This window comes from Actinomadura viridis, assembly GCF_015751755.1.
Taxonomy (GTDB): Bacteria; Actinomycetota; Actinomycetes; order Streptosporangiales; family Streptosporangiaceae; genus Spirillospora; species Spirillospora viridis.
On record NZ_JADOUA010000001.1, the window covers coordinates 5,398,311 to 5,419,856 of the forward strand.

3 protein-coding genes are annotated in these 21,546 nt (G+C 73.8%); all 3 read right to left on the reverse strand.

Annotation, left to right across the window (positions count from 1 at the left end; translation table 11 throughout):
- Positions 1-56: 56 nt before the first annotated feature.
- The 3 genes from IW256_RS24625 to IW256_RS24635 are packed head-to-tail and all read right to left on the reverse strand — an operon-like array spanning position 57 to position 21,504.
- A complete protein-coding gene (locus IW256_RS24625) occupies positions 57-4,043 on the reverse strand; it encodes an amino acid adenylation domain-containing protein (RefSeq protein ID WP_307829033.1) in 3,987 nt (1,328 codons plus the stop codon).
- Positions 4,040-11,818, reverse strand: coding sequence for a non-ribosomal peptide synthetase (locus IW256_RS24630; RefSeq protein ID WP_197013234.1), 7,779 nt, complete (start codon positions 11,816-11,818; stop codon positions 4,040-4,042). Before IW256_RS24630 ends, IW256_RS24625 begins: the two co-directional genes overlap by 4 nt.
- On the reverse strand, positions 11,815-21,504 hold the full coding sequence (locus IW256_RS24635) for a non-ribosomal peptide synthetase (RefSeq protein WP_197013235.1): 9,690 nt from the start codon (positions 21,502-21,504) through the stop codon (positions 11,815-11,817). The genes IW256_RS24630 and IW256_RS24635 overlap by 4 nt, the downstream gene beginning before the upstream one ends.
- Positions 21,505-21,546 lie beyond the last annotated feature (42 nt).

A 21,546-nucleotide genomic window follows, 5' to 3' on the forward strand; every position in this document is an offset into this window, starting at 1 on the left:
CTCGCGTCGGGGCGGGATCGGGGGCGGGACGGGACGCGGCCGGCGGGCCGCGCAGGTCAGTCGAGCTTGTCGAGCCGGGCGGCGAGGATCGCGCCCATCTCGGCGACCGGGCCGGGCTCCATCAGCAGGTGGTGCTCGGCGTCGATCGGGTGGTCCTCGATGTCCCCGCCGACCAGCGGGCCCCAGTTGGAGCGGGCGGTGGGCGAGGCCGCGGTACGGCCCCGGGTGGCGGTGAAGAAGAGCAGGTCGCCCGGGAAGGGGCCGGGCCGGTACCTCTCGGCCTGCCGCAGGCCGTTCTCGTAGTTGCGGTAGACGTTGACCAGGTCGTCCTCGCCGAGGGTGGCGAGGGCGTCGCCGCGCTCGGCCAGCACCGCCATGATCTGCTCCAGGTCGGGGTTGCCGTCCGCGGCGACCATCCGGGCGTCGATCCCGATGGACTCCAGCAGCTCGGGCAGGATCTCCCTCTTCTCGGCCTCCAGGTCCTGGCCGTGGTAGGCGTCGACGAGCGCGAGCAGGCCGACCCGCTCCCCCGCCGCCCGCAGCCGCCGGGCCGCCTCGTAGGCGACGAGCCCGCCCAGCGACCAGCCGACCAGGTGGTAGGGCCCGGACGGCCGCACCGAACGGATCCGCGCGAGGTAGTCCTCGGCCATCTCCTCGATCGAGCCGGGCAGCTCGGCCTGGGTGAAGGCGCGCGCCTGGAGCCCGTACACCGGCCGGTCGTCCCCGAGATGCCGGGGGAACCGAAAGTAGCCCCAGGCCAGCCCGCCCGCCGGGTGGACGAAGAACACCGGCGGCCGGGAGCCGGCCGGCCGGATCGGCAGCAGCACCTCGAAGCCGAGGCGGTCGTCCGGCTCGCCGAGCCGGGTGAGCGCCGCCGCGGTCTGGTGGGTGAAGACGTCCCGCGGTGTGATCTCCAGGCCCGCCTGCCGCGCCAGGGTCACCAGCCTGAGAGCGGTGATGCTGTCGCCGCCAAGGTCGAAGAACCCCACGTCCGCGCCGACCCGTTCCAGGCCCAGGACGCGGGCGAAGAGCCCGCACAGCAGTTCCTCGCGGGGGGTGCGCGGCTCCCGGCCCGTGCGCGCGCCGCCGCCGAAGCCGGGCGCGGGCAGCGCGGCGCGGTCGAGCTTGCCGTTGGCGTTGGTCGGGAGCGTGCCGAGCACGACGAAGGCCGCCGGGACCATGTACTCGGGCAGCCGTTCCGCCGCGAACGACCGCAGCTCCTCACCGAACGCGGAGGCGCCCGCCCTCGCCGCGTCGTCGTCCGGGCGGGCCGCGGGGACGACGTAGGCGACCAGGTGCTTGACGCCCGGGGCGTCCTCGCGGGCGACGACCGCGACGTGGGCCACGCCGGGGTGGGCGGCGACGGCCGCCTCGATCTCGCCCGGCTCGATGCGGAAGCCCCGGACCTTGACCTGGAAGTCGGCGCGGTCGAGGTACTCCAGGTCGCCGCCGGGCCGCCGGCGCATCAGGTCGCCGGTCCGGTACATCCGGTCGCCCGGGGCACCGAACGGGTCGGCCACGAACCGTTCGGCGGTGAGCGCGGGCCGGCCGAGGTAGCCGCGGGCCAGCCCGGCGCCGGCGATGTACGCCTCCCCGGTCACGCCGGGCGCCACCGGCCGCAGCCACGGGTCCAGCACGTACACGCGCATGTCGTCGAGCGGCCGGCCGAGGACGGCGGCGCTCTCGCCGGGGCCGGCCAGCCGCCCGCGCAGCCCGGCGTACGTGGTGTACGTCGTCGCCTCGGTCGGCCCGTACACGTGGCCGACCTCGGTGCCGGGGCAGGCGGCGATGACCTTGCGCATGGCGGCGGGCGACCCGGCCTCCCCACCGGTGAGGACCTCCCTGAGCCCGGCGAACGCGCCGGGGCGTTCCTCGGCGACCAGGTTGAACAGGGTGGTGGTGAGGAACAGCCCGGTGAGCCGCTCGGCGGCGATGATCCGTTCGAAGTCGGCGCCGTGCAGCCGGCCGGGCGGCGCCATGACCGCGGTGCCGCCGCGCAGCAGCGGCGTCCACAGTTCGTAGAGGGACGCGTCGAAGGCGTGCGCGGAGTGCACCAGGACGCGGTCGTGCGCGCCGGCGCTCAGCCGCGTGTCGGTGGCCAGGTCCACGACGTCGCGGTGGCGCAGCATGACGCCCTTGGGCACGCCGGTGGAGCCGGAGGTGAACACCACGTACGCGAGCTGCTCGGGATGGCAGGGGACACCGGGGTCGGTGGCGGGCGACGCGGCGAGGTCCGCGTCGCCGTCCACGACCACCACGCGGGCCGGGGTGCCGAGGGCGGACGCGCGGCCGGCCATCGCGGTGTCGGTCAGCAGCACCGGCGCCCCGATCGCGTCGATCGTCCAGGCCATCCGTTCCGGCGGGTGGCCGTGGTGGATCGGCGCGTACGCGCCGCCCGCCTTGAGCACGGCCAGGCTCGCCACGACCAGGTCGGCGGAGCGTTCGAGGAGCATCGCGACGGGGGTGTCCGGGCGGACGCCGAGGGCGGTCAGCCGGTGCGCGAGGCGGTTGGCGCGCTCGTCCAGGGCGGCGTAGGTGAGGGACGTCCCGGCGGTGGTCCGTACGGCCTCCGCGTCCGGGTGCGCGGCGGCCACCGCGGCGAACCGGCCGGTGACGGTGCCGGGGCCGCGGCCGGTCCGCGTGCCCCGCGCGTCGCGCAGCGCGAGCGCCCGTTCGCCGCCGTCGAGGACGTCGGCGCGGGCGAGGGGGAGGTCCGGCCGGTGCGCGATCGTCTCGAGGAGCCGGACGTAGCGGCGCATCATCCGCTCGGCGTCCGCGGCGGAGCAGGCGCCGGGCCGGTGGTCGAGCCGCAGCGACAGGCGGGGGCCGGGCACGGCGGCGAAGGTGTAGGGGTAGTGGCTGGCGTCGTACCCGTCCACCTCGTGCAGGGTGAGCCCGCCGAGGTCGGTTCCCGCGGCGTCCGGGTCGAACGGATAGTTCTCCAGCACGGTCATGGTGTCGAAGAGGGCGCCGCCGGTGCCGGCGAGCCGCTGGATGTCGGCGAGCCCGAGGTGGTGGTGGGCCATGAGGTCGGCCTGCTCGCGCTGCAGCCGGACGAGGGCGTCGGCGACGGTGTCCGCGGGCCGGACCCGGACCCGCACCGGGACGGTGTTGACGAACAGCCCGATCATCTGCTCCACGCCGGGCAGCTCGGGCGGCCGGCCCGACACGGCGGCGCCGAACACCACGTCGGCGCGGCCCGTCATGCGGCCCAGCAGCACGCCCCAGCCGAGCTGGAGCACGGTGTTGAGCGTGACGCCGTGCTCGCGGGCGCGGGCGGACAGCGCGGCGGTGAGCTCCGCGTCGAGGGCGGCCCGGACCCGCCGGGGCGGGTCGGTACCCGGCTCGGGCGCGTGCGGGGCGAGCAGGGTCGGTTCCTCCAGGCCCGCCAGCGCGCGCCGCCAGGCGTCCTCGGCGGCGCCCCGGTCCTGCGCGGCGAGCCACGCCAGATGGTTCTTGTACGGGGTGACGCGCGGCAGCCCGGTGTCGTCGCCGCCCGCGAGGTAGAGCGCGAAGAGCTCGGTCTGCAGCACCGGCGTGGACCACCCGTCCAGCAGGATGTGGTGGTGGGTGAACACCATCCGGTGCAGGTCGGCGGCCATCCTGACCAGCAGGAACCGCAGCAGCGGTGGCCGGGCCATGTCGAACGGCCGGGCCCGCTCCCGTTCGGCCAGCGCCCTGGCACCGGCCTCGCGCCCGGACTCCGGCAGCCCGGTCAGGTCGGCCTCCTCCCAGGGCAGCCGCACCCTGCGGTGCACGACCTGGACCGGGGTGCCCTCCTTGCGCTGCCGGAACCCGGCGCGCAGGTTGGCGTGCCGCCGCAGCAGGGTCCCGGCGGCCGAACGGAGGGCGTGGGTGTCGAGCGGGCCGCGCATGTCGAAGACGATCTGCGCGGTGTAGACGTCCCGGGTCACGGCGCCCGAGGCGGTCGCGCCCGTGTCGTACAGCGCGTGGAAGAACAGCCCCTGCTGGAGCGGTGAGAGGGGAAGGATGTCCTCCAGCTGGGACTTCTTCCGCTGCGCGTCGTCCTGTCGCACGGTCACGGCAGCTCCCCTTCGCCGTCCAGGTCGTCCAGGTCGTCCAGTTCCGCGGCCAGCTCGTCGATCTCGTCCTGGGTCACCGAGACCAGGGACAGGTCGGAGGGCGTGAACCCGCCGACCGGGCCGCCGGACCGCCCGTCCACGACATGGGCGACCAGGCCGCGCAGCGCCTCGCACCACCGGCCGGTGAGGTCCTCGATCCGGGCCTCGTCGAACAGGCCGCCCGCCCAGGTGAACGTGGCGGTCAGCCGCGGCCCGCCGGGCAGGTCGCGGGTGTGGGCGTTGATCTCGATGGCGTGGACGAGGGCGAGGGCGTCGTTCTGCCCGGCGCCGAGCGCCTCGCTCTCGGCCGCGTCCGCCGGGCCCCAGTCGGTGCCCTCCGGCACGGCGGACCGGCCCAGGTAGTTGAAGGCGATCTGCGGGCACGAGGACGGCGCGGCGTCGTCCCCTCCCGCCGTTCCGGTGAGGCGGGGACGCAGCAGGCCGTACCCGATGCCGTTGTCGGGGATCTCGCGGAGCTGCTCCTTCACCCTCTTCAGCGCGGTGCCGAGGGCCGGGCCGCCCGCGCGGACCTCCGCCCTGCCGACGGCGCCCGCGTCCAGCCGTACCGGGAAGATCGTGGTGAACCAGCCCGCGGTACGGGACAGGTCCACGCCCGGCACGATCTCCTCCCGCCCGTGGCCCTCCAGGTCGACCAGCACGGCGGTCGCCTCGCCGTCCCGCCAGCCCGCGACCGCGATCGCCAGGCCGGTCAGCAGCACGTCGTTCACCCGGCCGTGGAACGCGGCGGGCACCTCCGCCAGAAGCGGCCCGGTCACCCCGGGCGGCAGCTCGACGGTGTGGTGCCGGGCGGTCCCGAACGTGTCGGCCGCCGGATCGAGCGGCCGGGCGCCGAGGAGCGGATCGGGCGTGGCGAGGATCTCCGACCACAGCGGCAGCTCGGCCAGGCGCGCGGGATCGGACGCCGCCGCGGCCAGCCGCTGCGCCCAGCGGCGGAACGAGGTGCCGGCCGGGGCGAGCTCGTGCCCGGCCCAGGCGGTGACCAGGTCGGGGAGGAGGATCCGCCAGGAGACCCCGTCCACGACCAGGTGATGCAGGGTCAGCAGCAGCCGTCCGGGACGGCCGGGACCGGCGTCGAACCACACCAGCCGCGCCATCGTCCCGGCCTCCGGGTCGAGCCGGCGGCGGGCGCCCGCGGCCTCGCCGGCGAGCACCGCGCGCAACTCCCGGTCGCCCAGACCGGCGACGTCCACGCGGCGGACCAGCGCGGCGGCGTCCACGGTGCCCCGCTCGGCGACCTCGAACTCCCAGTCCGGGGTCGTCCGGTCCACCCGGAGGCGAAGCATGTCGTGGTGGTCGAGGAGCGTTCGCAGCGCGCGGCTGAGATCCTCCAGGCGCAGACCGGGCGGGACCTGGAGGAGCATCCGCTGGCTGTAGTCGTCGACCGGGCCGTTCAGCTCCCGGAACCACCGCATGATCGGGGTGGCCGGGACGGGTCCGATCGCGGCGCCCGGCGGCTCCTTGTCGAAGGTGCCCGCCTCGTCGACCGGGCGGGCGAGGGCGGCGAGCTGTTCGACGGTCTGGTGCTGGAAGACCTCACGAGGAGAGATCACCAGCCCGGCCTGGCGGGCACGGGACACCAGCTGGATCGCGATGATCGAATCACCGCCCAGCTCGAAGAACCCATCCCCCACCCCGACCCGCTCCAGCCCCAGCACCTCGGCGAACAACCCCGCAAGCGTCTCCTCCTGCGGGGTGCGGGGGGCCTGGCCTGAGACCTTGGCGGCGAAGTCGGGGGCCGGCAGAGCGGCCCGGTCGAGCTTCCCGTTCACCGTCAGCGGCAGCGCGTCCAACTCCACGACCGCCGCCGGAACCATGTGCGACGGCAGATACCCGGCCGCGTACTCACGCAGGCCGGTGTCGGTGCCGACGATGTAGGCGATCAGACGGTCGTCACGGACGACCACCGCCACATCCGACACCGCCTCATGCCGGGCCAGGACCGCCTCGATCTCGCCAGGCTCGATCCGGAAACCACGCAACTGGACCTGCTGGTCCGAACGGCCCAGATACTCCAGACCGCCATCCGGCAGCCACCGGCCCAGATCCCCCGTGCGATACATACGGGAGCCCGGAACACCGTACGGATCGGCGACGAAACGCTCAGCGGTCAAATCCGGCCGGTTCAGATAGCCACGCGCCAAACCGGGACCGGCCACATACAACTCACCGACCACACCCGCCGGAACGGGCTGGAGGCGATCGTCCAGAACGTAGACGCGCAGGTCGGGAATTCCGGTGCCAATGACGCTTCCCGATGCCGAGGCGGCGGTGTCCCGGTCGAGAGGGAGATAGGAGACATGCACGGTGGTCTCGGTGATCCCGTACATGTTGACCAGGACCGGAGCGTCATCGGAATGACGCGAATACCAATCCTCCAACCGCCCCGGCTCCAGAGCCTCACCACCGAACACCACATACCGCAACGCCGACAGATCCACCCCCGCGGCATCCCGATCCGCCGCCATGAGCTGGTAGAACGCCGACGGCGTCTGATTCAGCACCGTCACCCGCTCCGACTCCACCAACCGCAGGAACTCCCCCGGAGAACGCGACGTCATGTACGGAACGACCACCAGACGCCCCCCGTACAACAACGCCCCCCACAACTCCCACACCGAGAAATCGAACGCGAACGAATGGAACAACGTCCACACGTCACCAGAACCGAAACCGAACCAACCCTCCGTCGAACGCAACAACCGCACCACGTTCCCGTGCGGAACCACCACACCCTTCGGACGCCCCGTCGAACCCGACGTATAAATCACATAGGCCGGGCTTTCCGGGGAAACCTCGATGCCCAGGTCGTCGTCGGGGTAATCGGCGGCGGCGTCGACGGTGTCGAGCGTCAGGACCGGCCGGGCGTCCTCGACCATGAGCGCGATCCGGTCCGCCGGATAATCCGGATCGACCGGCACATACGCACCCCCCGCCTTCAACACCGCCAGGACCGCCACCACCAGCTCGGCCGAACGCGGCAACCTCAACGCCACGAACCGTTCCGGGCCCACACCCCGCTCCGCCAACGACCGCGCCAACCGGTTCGCCCACGCGTTCACCTGCCCATACGACAACGTCCGCCCCTCGAACGTCACCGCGGGAGCATCCGGGGACGCCGCCGCGCGCGCCTCGAACAGCCGGTGCAGCGTGGCGCCCCCCACGGGCACGGTGACCTGCCCGCCAGCCCACTCCCCCAGGATGGTCGCGCGCTCGTGGGGGGCGAGGATCTCGGCGGCGCCGATGGGCCGGTCGGGCTCGGCGACCAGCTCGGCCACAAGCCGGACGAACCGGTCGGCGATCGACCGGGCGGTGGCGGGGCCGAAGAGGTCGAGCGCGTATTCGAGGCCGCCGTCGATCCCGGCCGGGGTGTTGTCCTCGCCGTGCCGTTCCTCCAGGTAGAGGGAGAGGTCGTACTTGGCGGTCCCGGACGGCAGCGGTTCGGCGGCGCCGCTGAGGCCGTCGAGTTCCAGCCGGGCCTCGGGGTTGTTCTGGAACGACAGCACGACCTGGAACAGGGGGTGCCGGGCCATGGAACGGGCCGGGGCGAGCACGTCCACGAGCCGTTCGAAGGGCAGGTCCTGGTGGGCGTAGGCGGCCAGGCCGGTCTCCCGGACCCGCGCGACCAGCTCCCGGAACGTGGGATCTCCGGCGGTGTCGGTGCGCAGGACGAGCATGTTGACGAACATGCCGACCAGGTCGTCCAGCGCCTCGTCCGTCCGCCCCGCGATCGGCGACCCGATCGGCACGTCGGTCCCGGCGCCGAGCCTGGTCAGCAGCGTCGCGTACGCCGCCTGCATCACCATGAACAGGCTGGCGCCGGTCTCCCGGGCGAGCTTGCGCAGCCCGGCGTGCAGGGCGGCGTCCAGTTCGAAGGTGACGGTGCCGCCCCGGTAGGTCGCCTCGGCGGGCCGCGGCCGGTCGGCGGGCAACGGCAACTCCTCCGGAAGCCCCGCCAGCACCTCCTTCCAGTACGCGATCTGCCGCGCGATCAAACTGTCCGGATCATCCTCCGAACCCAGCAGCTCCCGCTGCCACAACGTGTAATCCGCGTACTGCACCGGCAACGGCTCCCACTCCGGAGCCCTCCCCGCCGCCCGCGCCGCGTACGCCAGGAGCACGTCCCGGGCGAGCGGGGCCATCGACCAGCCGTCGGCCGCGATGTGATGCAGGACCAGCAGCAGGACGTGGGTGTCGCCGCCCAGTGCGAACAGCCGGGCCCGCAGCGGAGGCTCGACCGACAGGTCGAAGCCCTGCCCGGCGGAGGCGGCGAGGGCCCCAGGAAGGCGGCTCTCGCCGATCTCGGTGACGGTGAGCCGGGGACGGGCGGACGCGGGATCGAGGACGAGCCGGCGGGGGGTGCCGGAGGCGTCCGGGAAGATCGTGCGCAGCGGTTCGTGCCGGGTCACGACGTCACCGAGCGCCGCCCGCAGCGCCTCGGGGTCGAGGGGGCCGGAGAGGCGGAGCGCGAACGGCATGGTGAAGGTGGCCGTACGCCCCTCGAACCGGTTGAGGAACCACAGCCGCCGCTGCGCGTACGACAGCGGGACCTCCTCCGGCCGCTGCCCGGCCCGGACGAGCGCGGGCCGTGCGGTCCCGGCCGCCGCGGCGACCCGTCCGGCCAGGCCGGCGACGGTGGGCGCCTCGAACAGGGCGCGGACCGGAAGTTCGGCGCCGAGCGCGGAGCGGATCCTGCCGACCAGGCGGGTCGCGGTGAGCGAATCCCCGCCCAGGTCGAAGAACCCCTCGTCCACCCCGACCCGGGAGACGCCCAGGACCTCGGCGAACAGGCCGCACAGGATCTCCTCCTGAGGTGACCTGGGCGCCCGCGTCACCTCCGCGCCCGAGCCGGGGGCGGGCAGGGCGGCCCGGTCCAGCTTGCCGTTCACGGTCAGCGGCAGGGCGTCCAGCGTGGTGAACGTCGGGACCATGTGGGCGGGCAGGTGCGCGGTGACGTGCCGGCGCAGGCTCGCGAGGTCGAGGCCCGCGGCGGCCGGGACGACGTAGGCGGCGAGGCGGCCGTCGCGGGCCACCACGGCCGCCCGCGCCACGCCGTCGTAGCGCGTGATCACGCTCTCCACCTCGCCGGGCTCCACCCGGAAGCCCCGGATCTTGACCTGGTCGTCGACCCGGCCGAGATGCTCGATCGTGCCGTCGGGCCGCCACCGCGCCCGGTCCCCGGTCCGGTACATCCGTTCTCCGGGCGGCCCGAACGGGTCGGCCACGAACCGTTCGGCGGTGAGCACGGGCCGGTCGAGGTAGCCGCGGGCGAGCTGGACGCCCGCCAGATACAGCTCGCCCGGCACGCCGGCGGGCGCCGGTTGCAGCGCCGCGTCCAGCACGTAGGCGCGGGTGTTGCGGTACGGGGCGCCGATCGCGGGGTCCTCGCCGGCGGACACCGGCTGGTTCATGGTGTCGATCGTGGCCTCGGTCGGCCCGTAGAAGTTGCGGGCGGCGGCGCCGAGGCGGCGCAGCTCCTGCCACAGGTCGCCGGGGACGGGCTCCCCGCCGAGCAGGAGTTGCGAGGGCCCGCGCCCGGCGCCGGCCGGCAGACCGGCCTCGCGGAGGGCGCGGAAATGCGACGGTGTCGTGTTGATGACGTCGATCCCGGCCCGCTCCACGTAGGCGGTGTAAGCCTCGGCGTCGCGGCGGGTCCGGTCGTCGACGAGATGCAGCTCCTGGCCGTGGATCATCCACAGCAGGCCCATCCACGAGGTGTCGAACGAGAACGACGCCAGGTGGGCGAACCGCATCCGCCGTTCCGCGCCGGTCGCGCGGTGCTCGGCGATCACAGGCTCGAAGAAGGAGGCCCGGTGCTCCTCGAAGTAGTTGAGCAGGCTCGCGTGGGTGATGGTGACGCCCTTGGGGCGGCCGGTGGAGCCGGAGGTGTAGATCACGTACGCGGCGTTCCCCGGCAGCGGTGGCCGTGCCGGCCGCCCCGGGACGGCGTCCGCCGGTTCGTCCGGGGCCGGGTCGCCCGGGGCCGGGTCGCCCGGGGCCGGGTCGCCCGGGGCCGGGTCGCCCGGGGGCAGGTCGTCCGGGGTGAGCGTCAGGGCGGGACGGCAGTCGCCGAGTAGGTAGGCGACGTGCTCGGCCGGGTACTCGGGATCGATCGGCACGTACGCGGCGCCCGCCTTGAGCACCGCGAGGATCGCGACGACGATCTCGGGAGTGCGGGGCAGGACGAGCGCGACGCGGTCCTCCGGGCCGATGCCCCGTGCGACCAGGTGCCGGGCGAGCCGGTCGGCGCGGGCGTTCAGCTCGCCGTAGGTCAGCGCGCGGTCGCCGTGGACGAGGGCGGTGTCGCCGGGCGTACGGGCGGCCTGCGCCTCGAAGAGCTCCGGGATCGTCCCGGCGCGCGGGGCGGCGGCGGTGTCGTTCCAGGCCGCCGTCCGCGCCCGTTCGGCCTCGCCGCTCAGCTCGACCGAACCGATCAGGCGGCCGGAGTCCTCGGCGAACGCCTCCAGGAAGCACCGCACCCGCGCCAGCAGGGCCTCGGCCACGTCCGCCCCGTACACGTCGGGCCGGTGGTGCAGCCGCAGTGACAGGCACGACCCCGGCACCGCCACCAGCGACAACGGGAAGTGGGTGGCGTCGTGGGAGTCGGCGGCGGCGATCCGCACCCCGTTGAGCGAGCCGTCCATGGACGACGGGTCGAACGGGTAGTTCTCCAGCACCGTCATGGTGTCGAAGAGCGCCGTGCGGTGCCCGGCCGCCCGCTGGATGTCGGTGAGGCCGAGATGGTGGTGGGGCAGCAGTTCGGTCTGCTCGTCCTGGAGCCGTTCCATCAGGGCGGCCAGGGATTCCCCGGGGCGGTGGCGCACCCGGACCGGGATGGTGTTGATGAAGAGGCCGATCATCTGCTCGATGCCGGGCAGTTCCGCGGGCCGTCCCGAGACGGTCGCGCCGAAGACGACGTCCTCGGTGCCGAGCACGCGGCTCAAGACCAGGCCCCACGCGCCTTGCAGGACCGTGCCGAGGGTCACGCCGTGGCGGCGGGCGGCACGGCCGAGCCTCTTGGTGAGCCGTTCGTCCAGTTCGGTGACGGCCGCCTCGGGCGGCGTGGGCGGACGGCCGGCCGCGTCCGGCGCGACCAGGCTGGGCTCCGCGACCCCGCTCAGCGCGCGGCGCCAGGCGTCCTCGGCCGCGTCCCGGTCCTGCCGGGCCAGCCAGGCCAGGTAGTTCTTGTACGGGGTGACCCGCGGGAATCCCCGGTCGTGGCCGCCCTGCACGTACAGCGTGAACAGCTCGGTCGCCAGGATCGGCGTGGACCAGCCGTCCAGCAGGATGTGGTGGTTGGTGAACACCAGCCGGTGCCGGTCGGCGGCCAGCCGCACCAGCACGAAGCGGAGCAGCGGCGGCGCCGTCATCTCGAACGGGCGGGCCCGCTCCCGCGCCACCACCGCGTCCGCCTCGGCGGTGCCCGCGGGGTGGCCGGTGAGGTCGATCTCCTCCCAGGGCGGCTCGACCTCGCGCGGGATGACCTGCACGGGCCGGGACAGGTCCTCGTGCCAGAACGCGGCCCGCAGGTTGGCGTGGCGGCGCAGCAGCGTGGCGGCGGCGGTCCGGAGCGCCGGGACGTCCAGGGGCCCGTCCAGGTCCAGGACGAGCTGGGCGGTGTAGACGTCGGAGTCGTCCCCGTCGAGCAGCGCGTGGAAGAAGAATCCCTGCTGCAGCGGGGACAGCGGCAGGATGTCCTCCAGGTCGCCCCGGTTCACTTCTGGTTCCTCCAGGCGTCCTGCAGCTTGTCGATCTCGGCTTGGTCGAGGTCGACGAGGAGGTCGGACGGAGTGAACCCGCCGCCGTCACCGTCACCGTCGCCGTCCGGGGAGGCGACGTGGGCGGCCAGGCCGCGCAGCGCCGCGAACCAGCCCTCGGCCAGCTCCCGTACGTCCTCTTCGCCGAGCAGGCCGTCCGGCCACGTCCAGGTCGCCGACAGCTCGGCACGGCCGCCCGGCCGGTCCCGCGTCACGGCGTTGATCTCCAGGGCGTGCGCCATCGGCATCCGCGGATCCTCTCCGGCGGGCGGCTCCTCGGGCGCGAGGCTCCAGTCGTCGCCGCCGTCACCGGCCGCGACCCGGCCCAGGTAGTTGAAGGCGATCTGCGGCCGCGGCAGCTCCGCCAGTTCCCGCGCGTCGGGGTGGTCGCTCAGGTAGCGCAGCAGGCCGTACCCGATGCCGCCGTCACCGCCGTCGCCGCCGTCACGGCCGGGAACGGCGCGGATCTGCTCCTTGACCTTCTTGAGCGCGGCACCGGCGGCCGGTCCGCCCTGGCGGACGCCGGCCCAGTCCACGGTTCCCGCGTCCAGCCGTACGGGGTGGATCGAGGTGAACCAGCCCGCCGTACGGGACAGGTCCGTCCCCGGGACGATGTCCGCGCGGCCATGCCCCTCGACGTCCACCAGCACGCTCGTCCCGCGCCCTCCCCTGCGCCTGCGCCACTGCGCGACGGCCAGCGCGAGCCCGGTCAGCAGCACGTCGTCGACCCTGGCGTGGAACGCGGCGGGCACGTCGGTCAGCAGCGGTCCGGTGACGTCGGCGGGAAGGCCGAGGGTCAGCGCGCTCGCGCGGGCGGCGATGTCCACGGCCGGGTCGAGGGGCCGGGTGGCGAGGCACGGGTCGGGGCCGTCCACGATGTCGAGCCAGGCGTCGATCTCCCCGGCGCGGGCCGGATCGGAGGCGGCGGTGGCGATCCGCTGCGCCCAGCGGCGGAACGAGGTGCCGGCCGGGGCGAGCTCGTGCCCGGCCCAGGCGGTGACCAGGTCGGGGAGGAGGATCCGCCAGGACACCCCGTCCACGACCAGGTGATGCAGCATGACCAGCAGCCGCCCCTGGGCCTCGCCCGCGTCGAACCACACCAGCTGCGCCATCGTCCCGGCGGCCGGGTCGAGCCTGTCGCGGGCGGCGAGCGCCTGCTCGGCCACGACCGCTTCGAGCTTGTCGGCGTCCAGGGCGCCCACGTCGACCCGGGTGACCAGGCCCTCCGCCGCGACCGAGCCGGGCGGGCGCACCACCGGCCGCCAGGTCGCGCCGTCGGCGTCGAGCCGGAGCCGGAGGACGTCGTGGTGGTCGAGCAGCGTGCCGAACGCCCCGGTGAGGCGGTCCAGGTCCAGTCCGGACGGCGTCCGCAGGATCATCGACTGGTGGAAGCCGCCGATGAGCGACGCGTCCCCGCCGACCCGTTCGCGCAGCCACGCGACGATCGGCGTGATCGGGACGGGCCCGATCGCGGCGTCCGGCGGCTCCGCCTCGAACGTGTCCGCCTCATCGACCGGCCGGGCCAGGGCGGCGAGCTGCTCGACGGTCTGGTGCTGGAAGACCTCACGAGGAGAGATCACCAGCCCGGCCTGGCGGGCACGGGACACCAGCTGGATCGCGATGATCGAATCACCGCCCAGCTCGAAGAACCCATCCCCCACCCCCACCCGCTCCAGCCCCAGCACCTCGGCAAACAACCCCGCGAGGATCTCCTCCTGCGGGGTGCGGGGGGCCTGGCCTGAGACCTTGGCGGCGAAGTCGGGGGCCGGCAGAGCGGCCCGGTCGAGCTTCCCGTTCGCCGTCAGCGGCAGCGCGTCCAACTCCACGACCGCCGCCGGAACCATGTGCGACGGCAGATGCCCGGCCGCGTATTCACGCAGGCCGGTGTCGGTGCCGACGATGTAGGCGATCAGACGGTCGTCACGGACGACCACCGCCACATCCGACACCGCCTCATGCCGGGCCAAGACACCCTCGATCTCGCCAGGCTCGATCCGGAAACCACGCAACTGGACCTGCTGGTCCGAACGACCCAGATACTCCAGACGACCATCCGGCAGCCACCGGCCCAGATCCCCCGTGCGATACATACGAGCACCGGGAACACCGTACGGATCGGCGACGAAACGCTCAGCGGTCAGATCCGGCCGGTTCAGATAGCCACGCGCCAAACCGGGACCGGCCACACACAACTCACCGACCACACCCGCCGGAACAGGCTGGAGGCGATCGTCCAGAACGTAAATCCGGAGATCCGGAATGCCCGTACCGATGACACTTCCGGAGGCCGACGCCGCATACGCGCGATCCAGGGCGACGTAGGACACGTGCACGGTGGTCTCGGTGATCCCGTACATGTTGACCAGGACCGGAGCGTCATCGGAATGACGCGAATACCAATCCTCCAACCGCCCCGGCTCCAGAGCCTCACCACCGAACACCACATACCGCAACGCCGACAGATCCACCCCCGCGGCATCCCGATCCGCCGCCATGAGCTGGTAGAACGCCGACGGCGTCTGATTCAGCACCGTCACCCGCTCCGACTCCACCAACCGCAGAAACTCCCCCGGAGAACGCGACGTCATGTACGGAACGACCACCAGACGCCCCCCGTACAACAACGCCCCCCACAACTCCCACACCGAAAAATCGAACGCGAACGAATGGAACAACGTCCACACGTCACCAGAACCGAAACCGAACCAACCCTCCGTCGAACGCAACAACCGCACCACGTTCCCGTGCGGAACCACCACACCCTTCGGACGCCCCGTCGAACCCGACGTATAAATCACATACGCCGCGCAGTCCGGAGACATCTCCACGCCCAGATCGGTGTCCGCATAGCCCTCACACGGCCCCACCTCGTCCAGCGTCAGGACCGGCCGGGCATCCCCGACCATGAGCGCGATCCGGTCCGCCGGATAATCCGGATCGACCGGCACATACGCGCCCCCCGCCTTCAACACCGCCAGGACCGCCACCACCAGCTCGGCAGAACGCGGCAACCTCAACGCCACGAACCGTTCCGGACCCACACCCCGCTCCGCCAACGACCGCGCCAACCGGTTCGCCCACGCGTTCACCTGCCCGTACGACAACGTCCGCCCCTCGAACGTCACCGCGGGAGCATCCGGGCACGCCGCCGCGCGCGCCTCGAACAGGCCGTGAATCGTCGCGCCCTCCACCACGGACGAGACGTCCCCGCCGGCCCACTCCCCCAGGATGGTCGCGCGCTCGTCGGGAGCGAGGACGTCCACCGCGCCGATCCGGGCGCCGGGGTCGGCGAGCAGCGCCGTCAGGTACCGCTCGAAGCGGGCGATCAGGCGTTCGGCGGTGGCGGGGTCGAAGAGATCGAGGGCGTACTCCAGTTCCCCGTCCAGGCCGCCGTCGCGTTCGGTCAGGATCATCAGCAGGTCGAACCGGGACACCCCCGCGTGCAGCGGTTCCGGTTCGGCGGTGAAGCCGGGCATCTCCAGCCGGGCCTCGGGGTTGTTCTGGAACGTCAGGCCGACCTGGAAGAGCGGGTGGCGGCCGAGGTGACGCGGCGGGTTCAGCACCTCCACCAGCCGCTCGAACGGGAGGTCCTGGTGGGCGTAGGCGGCCAGGCCGGTCTCCCGGACCCGCCCGACCAGCTCCCGGAAGGTCGGGTCGCCGCCGGTGTCGGTACGGAAGACCAGCATGTTGACGAACATGCCGACCAGGTCGTCCAGCGCCTCGTCCGTCCGACCCGCGATCGGCGACCCGATCGGCACGTCGGTCCCGGCGCCGAGCCTGGTCAGCAGCGCGGCGAAGGCGGCCTGGGCGACCATGAACGGGCTGGCGCCGGTCTCCCGGGCCAGGTCGAGCAGCGCGCCGCGCACGGCGGGGCCGAGCCGGAAGCGGGCGGTGCCGCCCCGGTAGGTCGCCTCGGCGGGCCGCGGCCGGTCGGCGGGCAACGGCAACTCCTCCGGAAGCCCCGCCAGCGCCCCCTTCCAGTACGCGATCTGCCGCGCGATCAAACTGTCCGGATCATCCTCCGAACCCAGCAGCTCCCGCTGCCACAACGTGTAATCCGCGTACTGCACCGGCAACGGCTCCCACTCCGGAGCCCTCCCCGCCGCCCGCGCCGCGTACGCGGTGATGAGGTCCCTGGACAGCGGGGCCATCGACCAGCCGTCCCCCGCGATGTGATGCAGGAGCAGCAGGGCCACATGGTCCTCGGGCCCGAGCCGGTAGAGATGGGCGCGCAGCGGGGGTTCGGCGGAGATGTCGAAGGCGTACCCGGCGGCCATGCCCAGGCGTGCGGGGAGTTCGGCCGCCGTGGTCTCGGTGATCTCCAGTTCGGGACGGGCGGCGGCCGGATCGAGGATCCGCTGCCGGGGCATGCCGCCGGCGCCGGCCGGCAGGATCGTCCGGAGCGGCTCGTGCCGCGCGACGACGTCGCCGAGCGCCTCCCGCAGCGCCGCGTGGTCGAGGGCTCCGCGGATCCGCAGGGCGCCGGGCATGTTGTAGGTGGCCGACGGCCCCTCGAACCGGTTGAGGAACCACAGCCTGCGCTGCGCGTAGGAGGGCGGGATCGCCTCGCGGCGTTCGCGCGGTTCCAGGAGCGGACGCCCGGCGGCACCGGCACCGGCACCGGGGTCCGCTGTCCCGGCCAGGTCGTCGAGCAGTGCGGCCAGGCGGGCCACGGTCGGCGCCTCGAACAGCGCGCGGACCGGCAGTTCGGTGCTGAGCGCCCGGCGGAGCCGGCTGACGACCCGCATCGCGATCAGCGAGTTGCCGCCCAGCGCGAAGAAGTCGTCGTCGATCCCGACGCGCGGCACGCCGAGCAGGCCGGCGAGGACACCGGCGATGACCTCCTCGCGCGCGTCACGCGGGGCCCGGTAGGCGGCCGTGCCGGAGGCGCCGGACCCGGCGACGTCGATCTCGGGTTTGGGGAGGGCCTTGGTGTCGACCTTCCCGTTGGGCGTGAGGGGCAGCGCGTCCAGGACGACGACGGCGGCCGGGACCATCGAGTCGGGCAGGCTCGCGCGGACGTGGGCTCGCAGTTCTTCGGGGTCGACCTTCTGGCCGGGTGCGGCGACGACGTAGGCGACGAGGCGTTTGACGGGGGCCGCCTGGGACACGGCGGGGGACGCTGCGGGGGACGCTGCGGGGGCCCGGCGGTGCTCGTCCACGTCCGGGAGCGGAAGGTTCCCGAGGGTGACGCCGCTGTCGGCGGCGGCCGCCTCGAGCGTCGCGACGTACCAGCCGGCGAGCCTCTCCGCGGTCTCGCGGTCGTAGAGGTCGAGCGCGTACTCCAGCGTCCCGGCGAGCCCGTCCCCGCGCTCCTCCAGCAGGAACTCCAGATCGAACTTGGCGACGCCGGCGTCGACGGGTTCGGCGGTGACGGTGAGCCCCGGTGGTTCCATCGTGGGCCGGGGGTTGTTCTGGAGGGTGAGCATGACCTGGAACAGCGGGTGCCGGGCCAGCGAGCGGGCCGGGTTGAGGGCCTCGACGAGGCGCTCGAACGGGACGTCCTGGTGGGCGTGGGCGGCCAGGTCGGTCTCCCGCACGCGCGCCAGCAGCTCGGCGAAGGTCGGGTCCCCGGAGGTGTCGGTCCGGAGCACCAGCGTGTTGACGAAGACGCCGACCAGGTCGTCCAGACGCTGGTCGGTCCGGCCGGCGACGGGCGACCCGATCGGGATGTCGGTGCCCGCGCCCAGCCGGGTGAACAGCGACGCCAGCGCCGCCCGCAGCACCATGAACAGGCTGACCTGGTGCTCGCGCGCCAGTGCGGCCAGCCGTCCGTGCAGGTCCGCGCCGATCTCGAACGGCACCTGGCCGCCCCGGTACGACGCGTGCGCGGGACGCGGCCGGTCGGCCGGCAGATCCAGTTCCTCCGGGAGACCGGCGAGCGCGTCCTTCCAGTGGGCGAGCTGCCGGGCGGCCAGGCTCTCCGGGTCGTTCTCGTCCCCGAGCAGCCCGCGCTGCCAGATCGCGTAGTCGGCGTACTGGACGGCCAGGGGCGGCCGGGTGGGGGCCGTCCCGGCGCGCCGTGCCAGGTAGGCGTCGATGAGGTCGGTGGCCAGCGGCGCCATCGACCAGCCGTCCCCCGCGATGTGGTGCAGGACCAGCAGGAGGAGGTGCTCGCCGGGCGCGGTCCGGTAGAGGTGCGCCCGCACCGGGAGGTCGGAGGTCAGGTCGAAGCCGCGCGTCGCGTCCGCGAAGACGGCGTCCCGGGGGTCGCCGGCGGCGACCTCACCGATGCTGAGACCCGGTTCGGCCTCGTCCGGACCCAGGATCCTCTGGTACGGCTCGCCGTCGTCGTGGGGGAAGACCGTACGGAGGGACTCGTGCCGGGCCACCACGTCGCGGAGCGCGGCCCGCATGGCCGCGTGGTCGAGGTCACCGGTGATCCGCAGCAGGAACGGCATGTTGTAGACCGCGGTCGGCCCTTCCAGCCGGTCCAGGAACCACAGGCGTTCCTGCGCGTACGACAGCGGCAGCGGGTCGGGGCGTACGGCCGGGACCAGGGCCGGTCGGCCGGGGTCCGCGCCCGCGGCGGCGGCGTGCTCGGCCAGGCGCGCGACCGTCGGCGCCTCGAACAGGGCGCGGACGGCCAGGTCGGCGTTCAGGGCGGCGCGGGCGCGGGCGACGACGCGGGTGGCCTTGAGCGAGTCGCCGCCCAGCGCGAAGAAGTCGTCGTCGATGCCGACGCGCCCGGTGCCGAGGACCTCGGCGAAGATCGCGCACAGCGTCTCCTCGCGTTCGTTCCTCGGCTCGCGGCCGGTGGCGGCGGTGGCGAGGTCGGGGACGGGGAGTGCTGCGCGGTCGAGCTTGCCGTTGGGGTTGAGCGGCATCTCCTCCAGCACCACCACGGCCGCGGGGACCATGTGGTCCGGGAGCCGTTCGGCCAGGAAGGACCGGAGTTCCCCGGCGTCGGGCGCGGGCGTCCCGGGCACCTTGGCGGGGACCGCGTACCCGGCCAGGACGGTGTCCCCGGCGGCGTCGCGGCGGGCGACCACGACGCTCTGCGCGACGGCCGGGTGGCCGGCGAGCGCGGACTCGATCTCGCCCGGCTCGATCCGGAACCCCCGTACCTTCACCTGATGGTCGAGGCGGCCCAGGTATTCGAGCCGGCCGGACCGGTCCCAGCGCACCAGGTCGCCGGTGCGGTACATCCGTTCGCCCGGCCCGCCGAAGGGGCAGGCCACGAAACGTTCCGCGCTCAGGCCCGGTCGGCGCAGGTACCCGCGGGCGAGCCCGTCACCCGCGATGTACAGCTCGCCGGGCACTCCCACGGGGACGGGACGCAGCGCCGCGTCCAGCACGTACGCGCGGGTGTTGTCCAGCGGACGGCCGATCGGGGCGTGCCCGGCGGCGTTCCCGTCGTCGAACCAGGCGGTGACGTAGACGGTCGCCTCGGTCGGACCGTAGATGTTGGAGATCCGCGCCCCGGGGGCGGCGGCGCGCAGGTCGTGGACGAGCCGTGCCGGGAGCGCCTCGCCCGCGAGCACGACGTCCCCGGCGGAGAGCCTCATCCCGCCGACGGCCAGGAGCGCCGACACCGCGGACGGGACACCGCTGATCAGCGTCCCCTCCCACCCGCCGCGCTCGGCCACCTCCAGCAGGTCGCGGACCACCTCGATCCGCCCGCCCACCGTCAGCGGCGCCAGCCACTCGAACACCGACACGTCGAAGTTCAGCGACGTCGAGAACAGCACCCGGTCCAGGCGCCCGGCCCCGAACTCCCTTCCCGCCCACGCGCACAGGTCCACGACGCTCGCGTGGCCGACCACCACGCCCTTCGGGCGCCCCGTCGAACCCGACGTGTAGATCACGTACGCCGCGTTCTCCGGGCGCAGCGGCCGGATCCGGTCCGCGTCGGTCAGGTCGGCGGCGGCCGGATCCGCGGCGGACGGGCACGCGCCGGGGGGCGCGTCCAGGTCCGTCCGGTCGAGGAGGATGCGCGGGGTGGAACCGGGCGGCGCGGCGTCCGAGGTCGTGATCACGCACGCGGGGGCGGCGTCGTCCAGCATCCACGCCACACGGCCGGGCGGGTATCCCGGATCCACCGGTACGTACGCCCCGCCCGCCTTCAGCACCGCCAGCGCCGCCACCACCAGGTCGAGTCCCCTCGGCAACGCCAGGGCGACCCGGTCCTCCGGGCCGACACCCCGGTCCACCAGGGCACGCGCCAGGCGGTTGGCCCGGGCGTTCAGCTCCCCGTAGGTCAGCGAGGCGCCGCCGTGCACCACCGCCACCGCGTCCGGCGACCGCCGGACCTGCGCCTCCACCAGTTCCGGCACCACGCCGCCGGGCACCGGGACGGCCGTGTCGTTCCACTCCCGCAGCACCAGGCGCCGCTCGGACTCCTCCAGCAGCCGGACGTCGCGCAGCGGCGTGGCCGGGTCGGCGGAACCGAGCGCCCGCAGGTACCGGACGTAGCGGTCCTGGTGTGCGGCGACCTCCTCATCGGTGTAGAGGTCGGGGTGGGCCTCGAAGTCGACGCGGATGCCGTTGCCGTCGAAGTTGTCGTAGATGTTGATGGACAGGTCGTCGATCGGGCCCGTGGTGATGGCGTGCATGCGGGCGGGCAGGCCCGCGAAGTCCAGGCGGTAGTCGAACGCCATGATGTTGATGACCGGCCCGTACAGCCGGCGGCGCTCGCCCAGCAGCTTCAGGTCGCGCAGCAGGTCCTCGTGCCGGTACCGCTGGTGGCGCAGCGCCCGCGCGCTGGTCCGGGTCACCGTGCGCACCAGCCGCTCGACCGTCATCTCGGGCCGGACCTCCACCCGCAGCGGCAGGATGGTGGACAGGTGCGCCGGGGTCTCCAGCGCGAGCCGGGAGGTGCGGCCGGTGACCGCCAGGCCCAGGATCACGTCGTCGGTGCCCGTCATGGCCGCCACGTACGCGGCGGTCGCGGCGATGGCCAGGCCCGGCGTGGCGGTGCGGAGCCGGCGCGCGCCGGCCGCCAGTTCCGCGGTCCGCTCCGGCGGGATCGTGGTGATCCGGCTCAGGTAGTCCGCGGCGGGCGCGGCCGGGCCGCCGGCGAGCCCCGCGGCCACCGGCCGGTCGGCGAACCGCTCGGTCCAGTACGCGCGGTCCCGCTCGTAGGCGTCCGACTCCCGGTAGGCGGCCTCCTCGGCCAGCACGGTCCGGTACGAGCCGCGCTCGGCGGGCCGGTACTCGCCGCCGCGCGCCAGGGTCGTGTAGATCTCGGCGGCCCGGCGGCTGATCAGAGCCCCGCTGGAGGCGTCCTGGATGATGTGGTGCGCGCGCAGGAACCACCAGTGCCGGTCGGGGGCCAGGCGGATCAGCTCGGTCACGTAGAGCGGCTCGGAGTCCAGCGGCAGCGGGACGTCCATCAGCTCGCGGACCCGCGCCTCGGCGGCGGCGCGGGGATCCGGCCGCCCGCTCAGGTCCGCCAGCGGGATGGTGGCCGACGCGCCGGGCCGGAGCACCTGGTACGGCACCGCGTCCCGTTCGATGATCCCCAGATGGAGCACCTCGGCCTCGTGCGCGGCGATGCGGGCCACCCGGTCGAGCAGCGCGGGGTCGACCGGCCCCTCGATCTCGATGTACAGCGCGATGTGAATCGGCGTCTCCGGCGCCAGTTGCTGGGCGTACCAGACGCTGCGCTGGGCGGCGGAAAGGGGAACGAACTCGGCAGAGGACATCACGCAGTGCTTTCCCGATCAGAGGCGTTCGTCTTGACACCC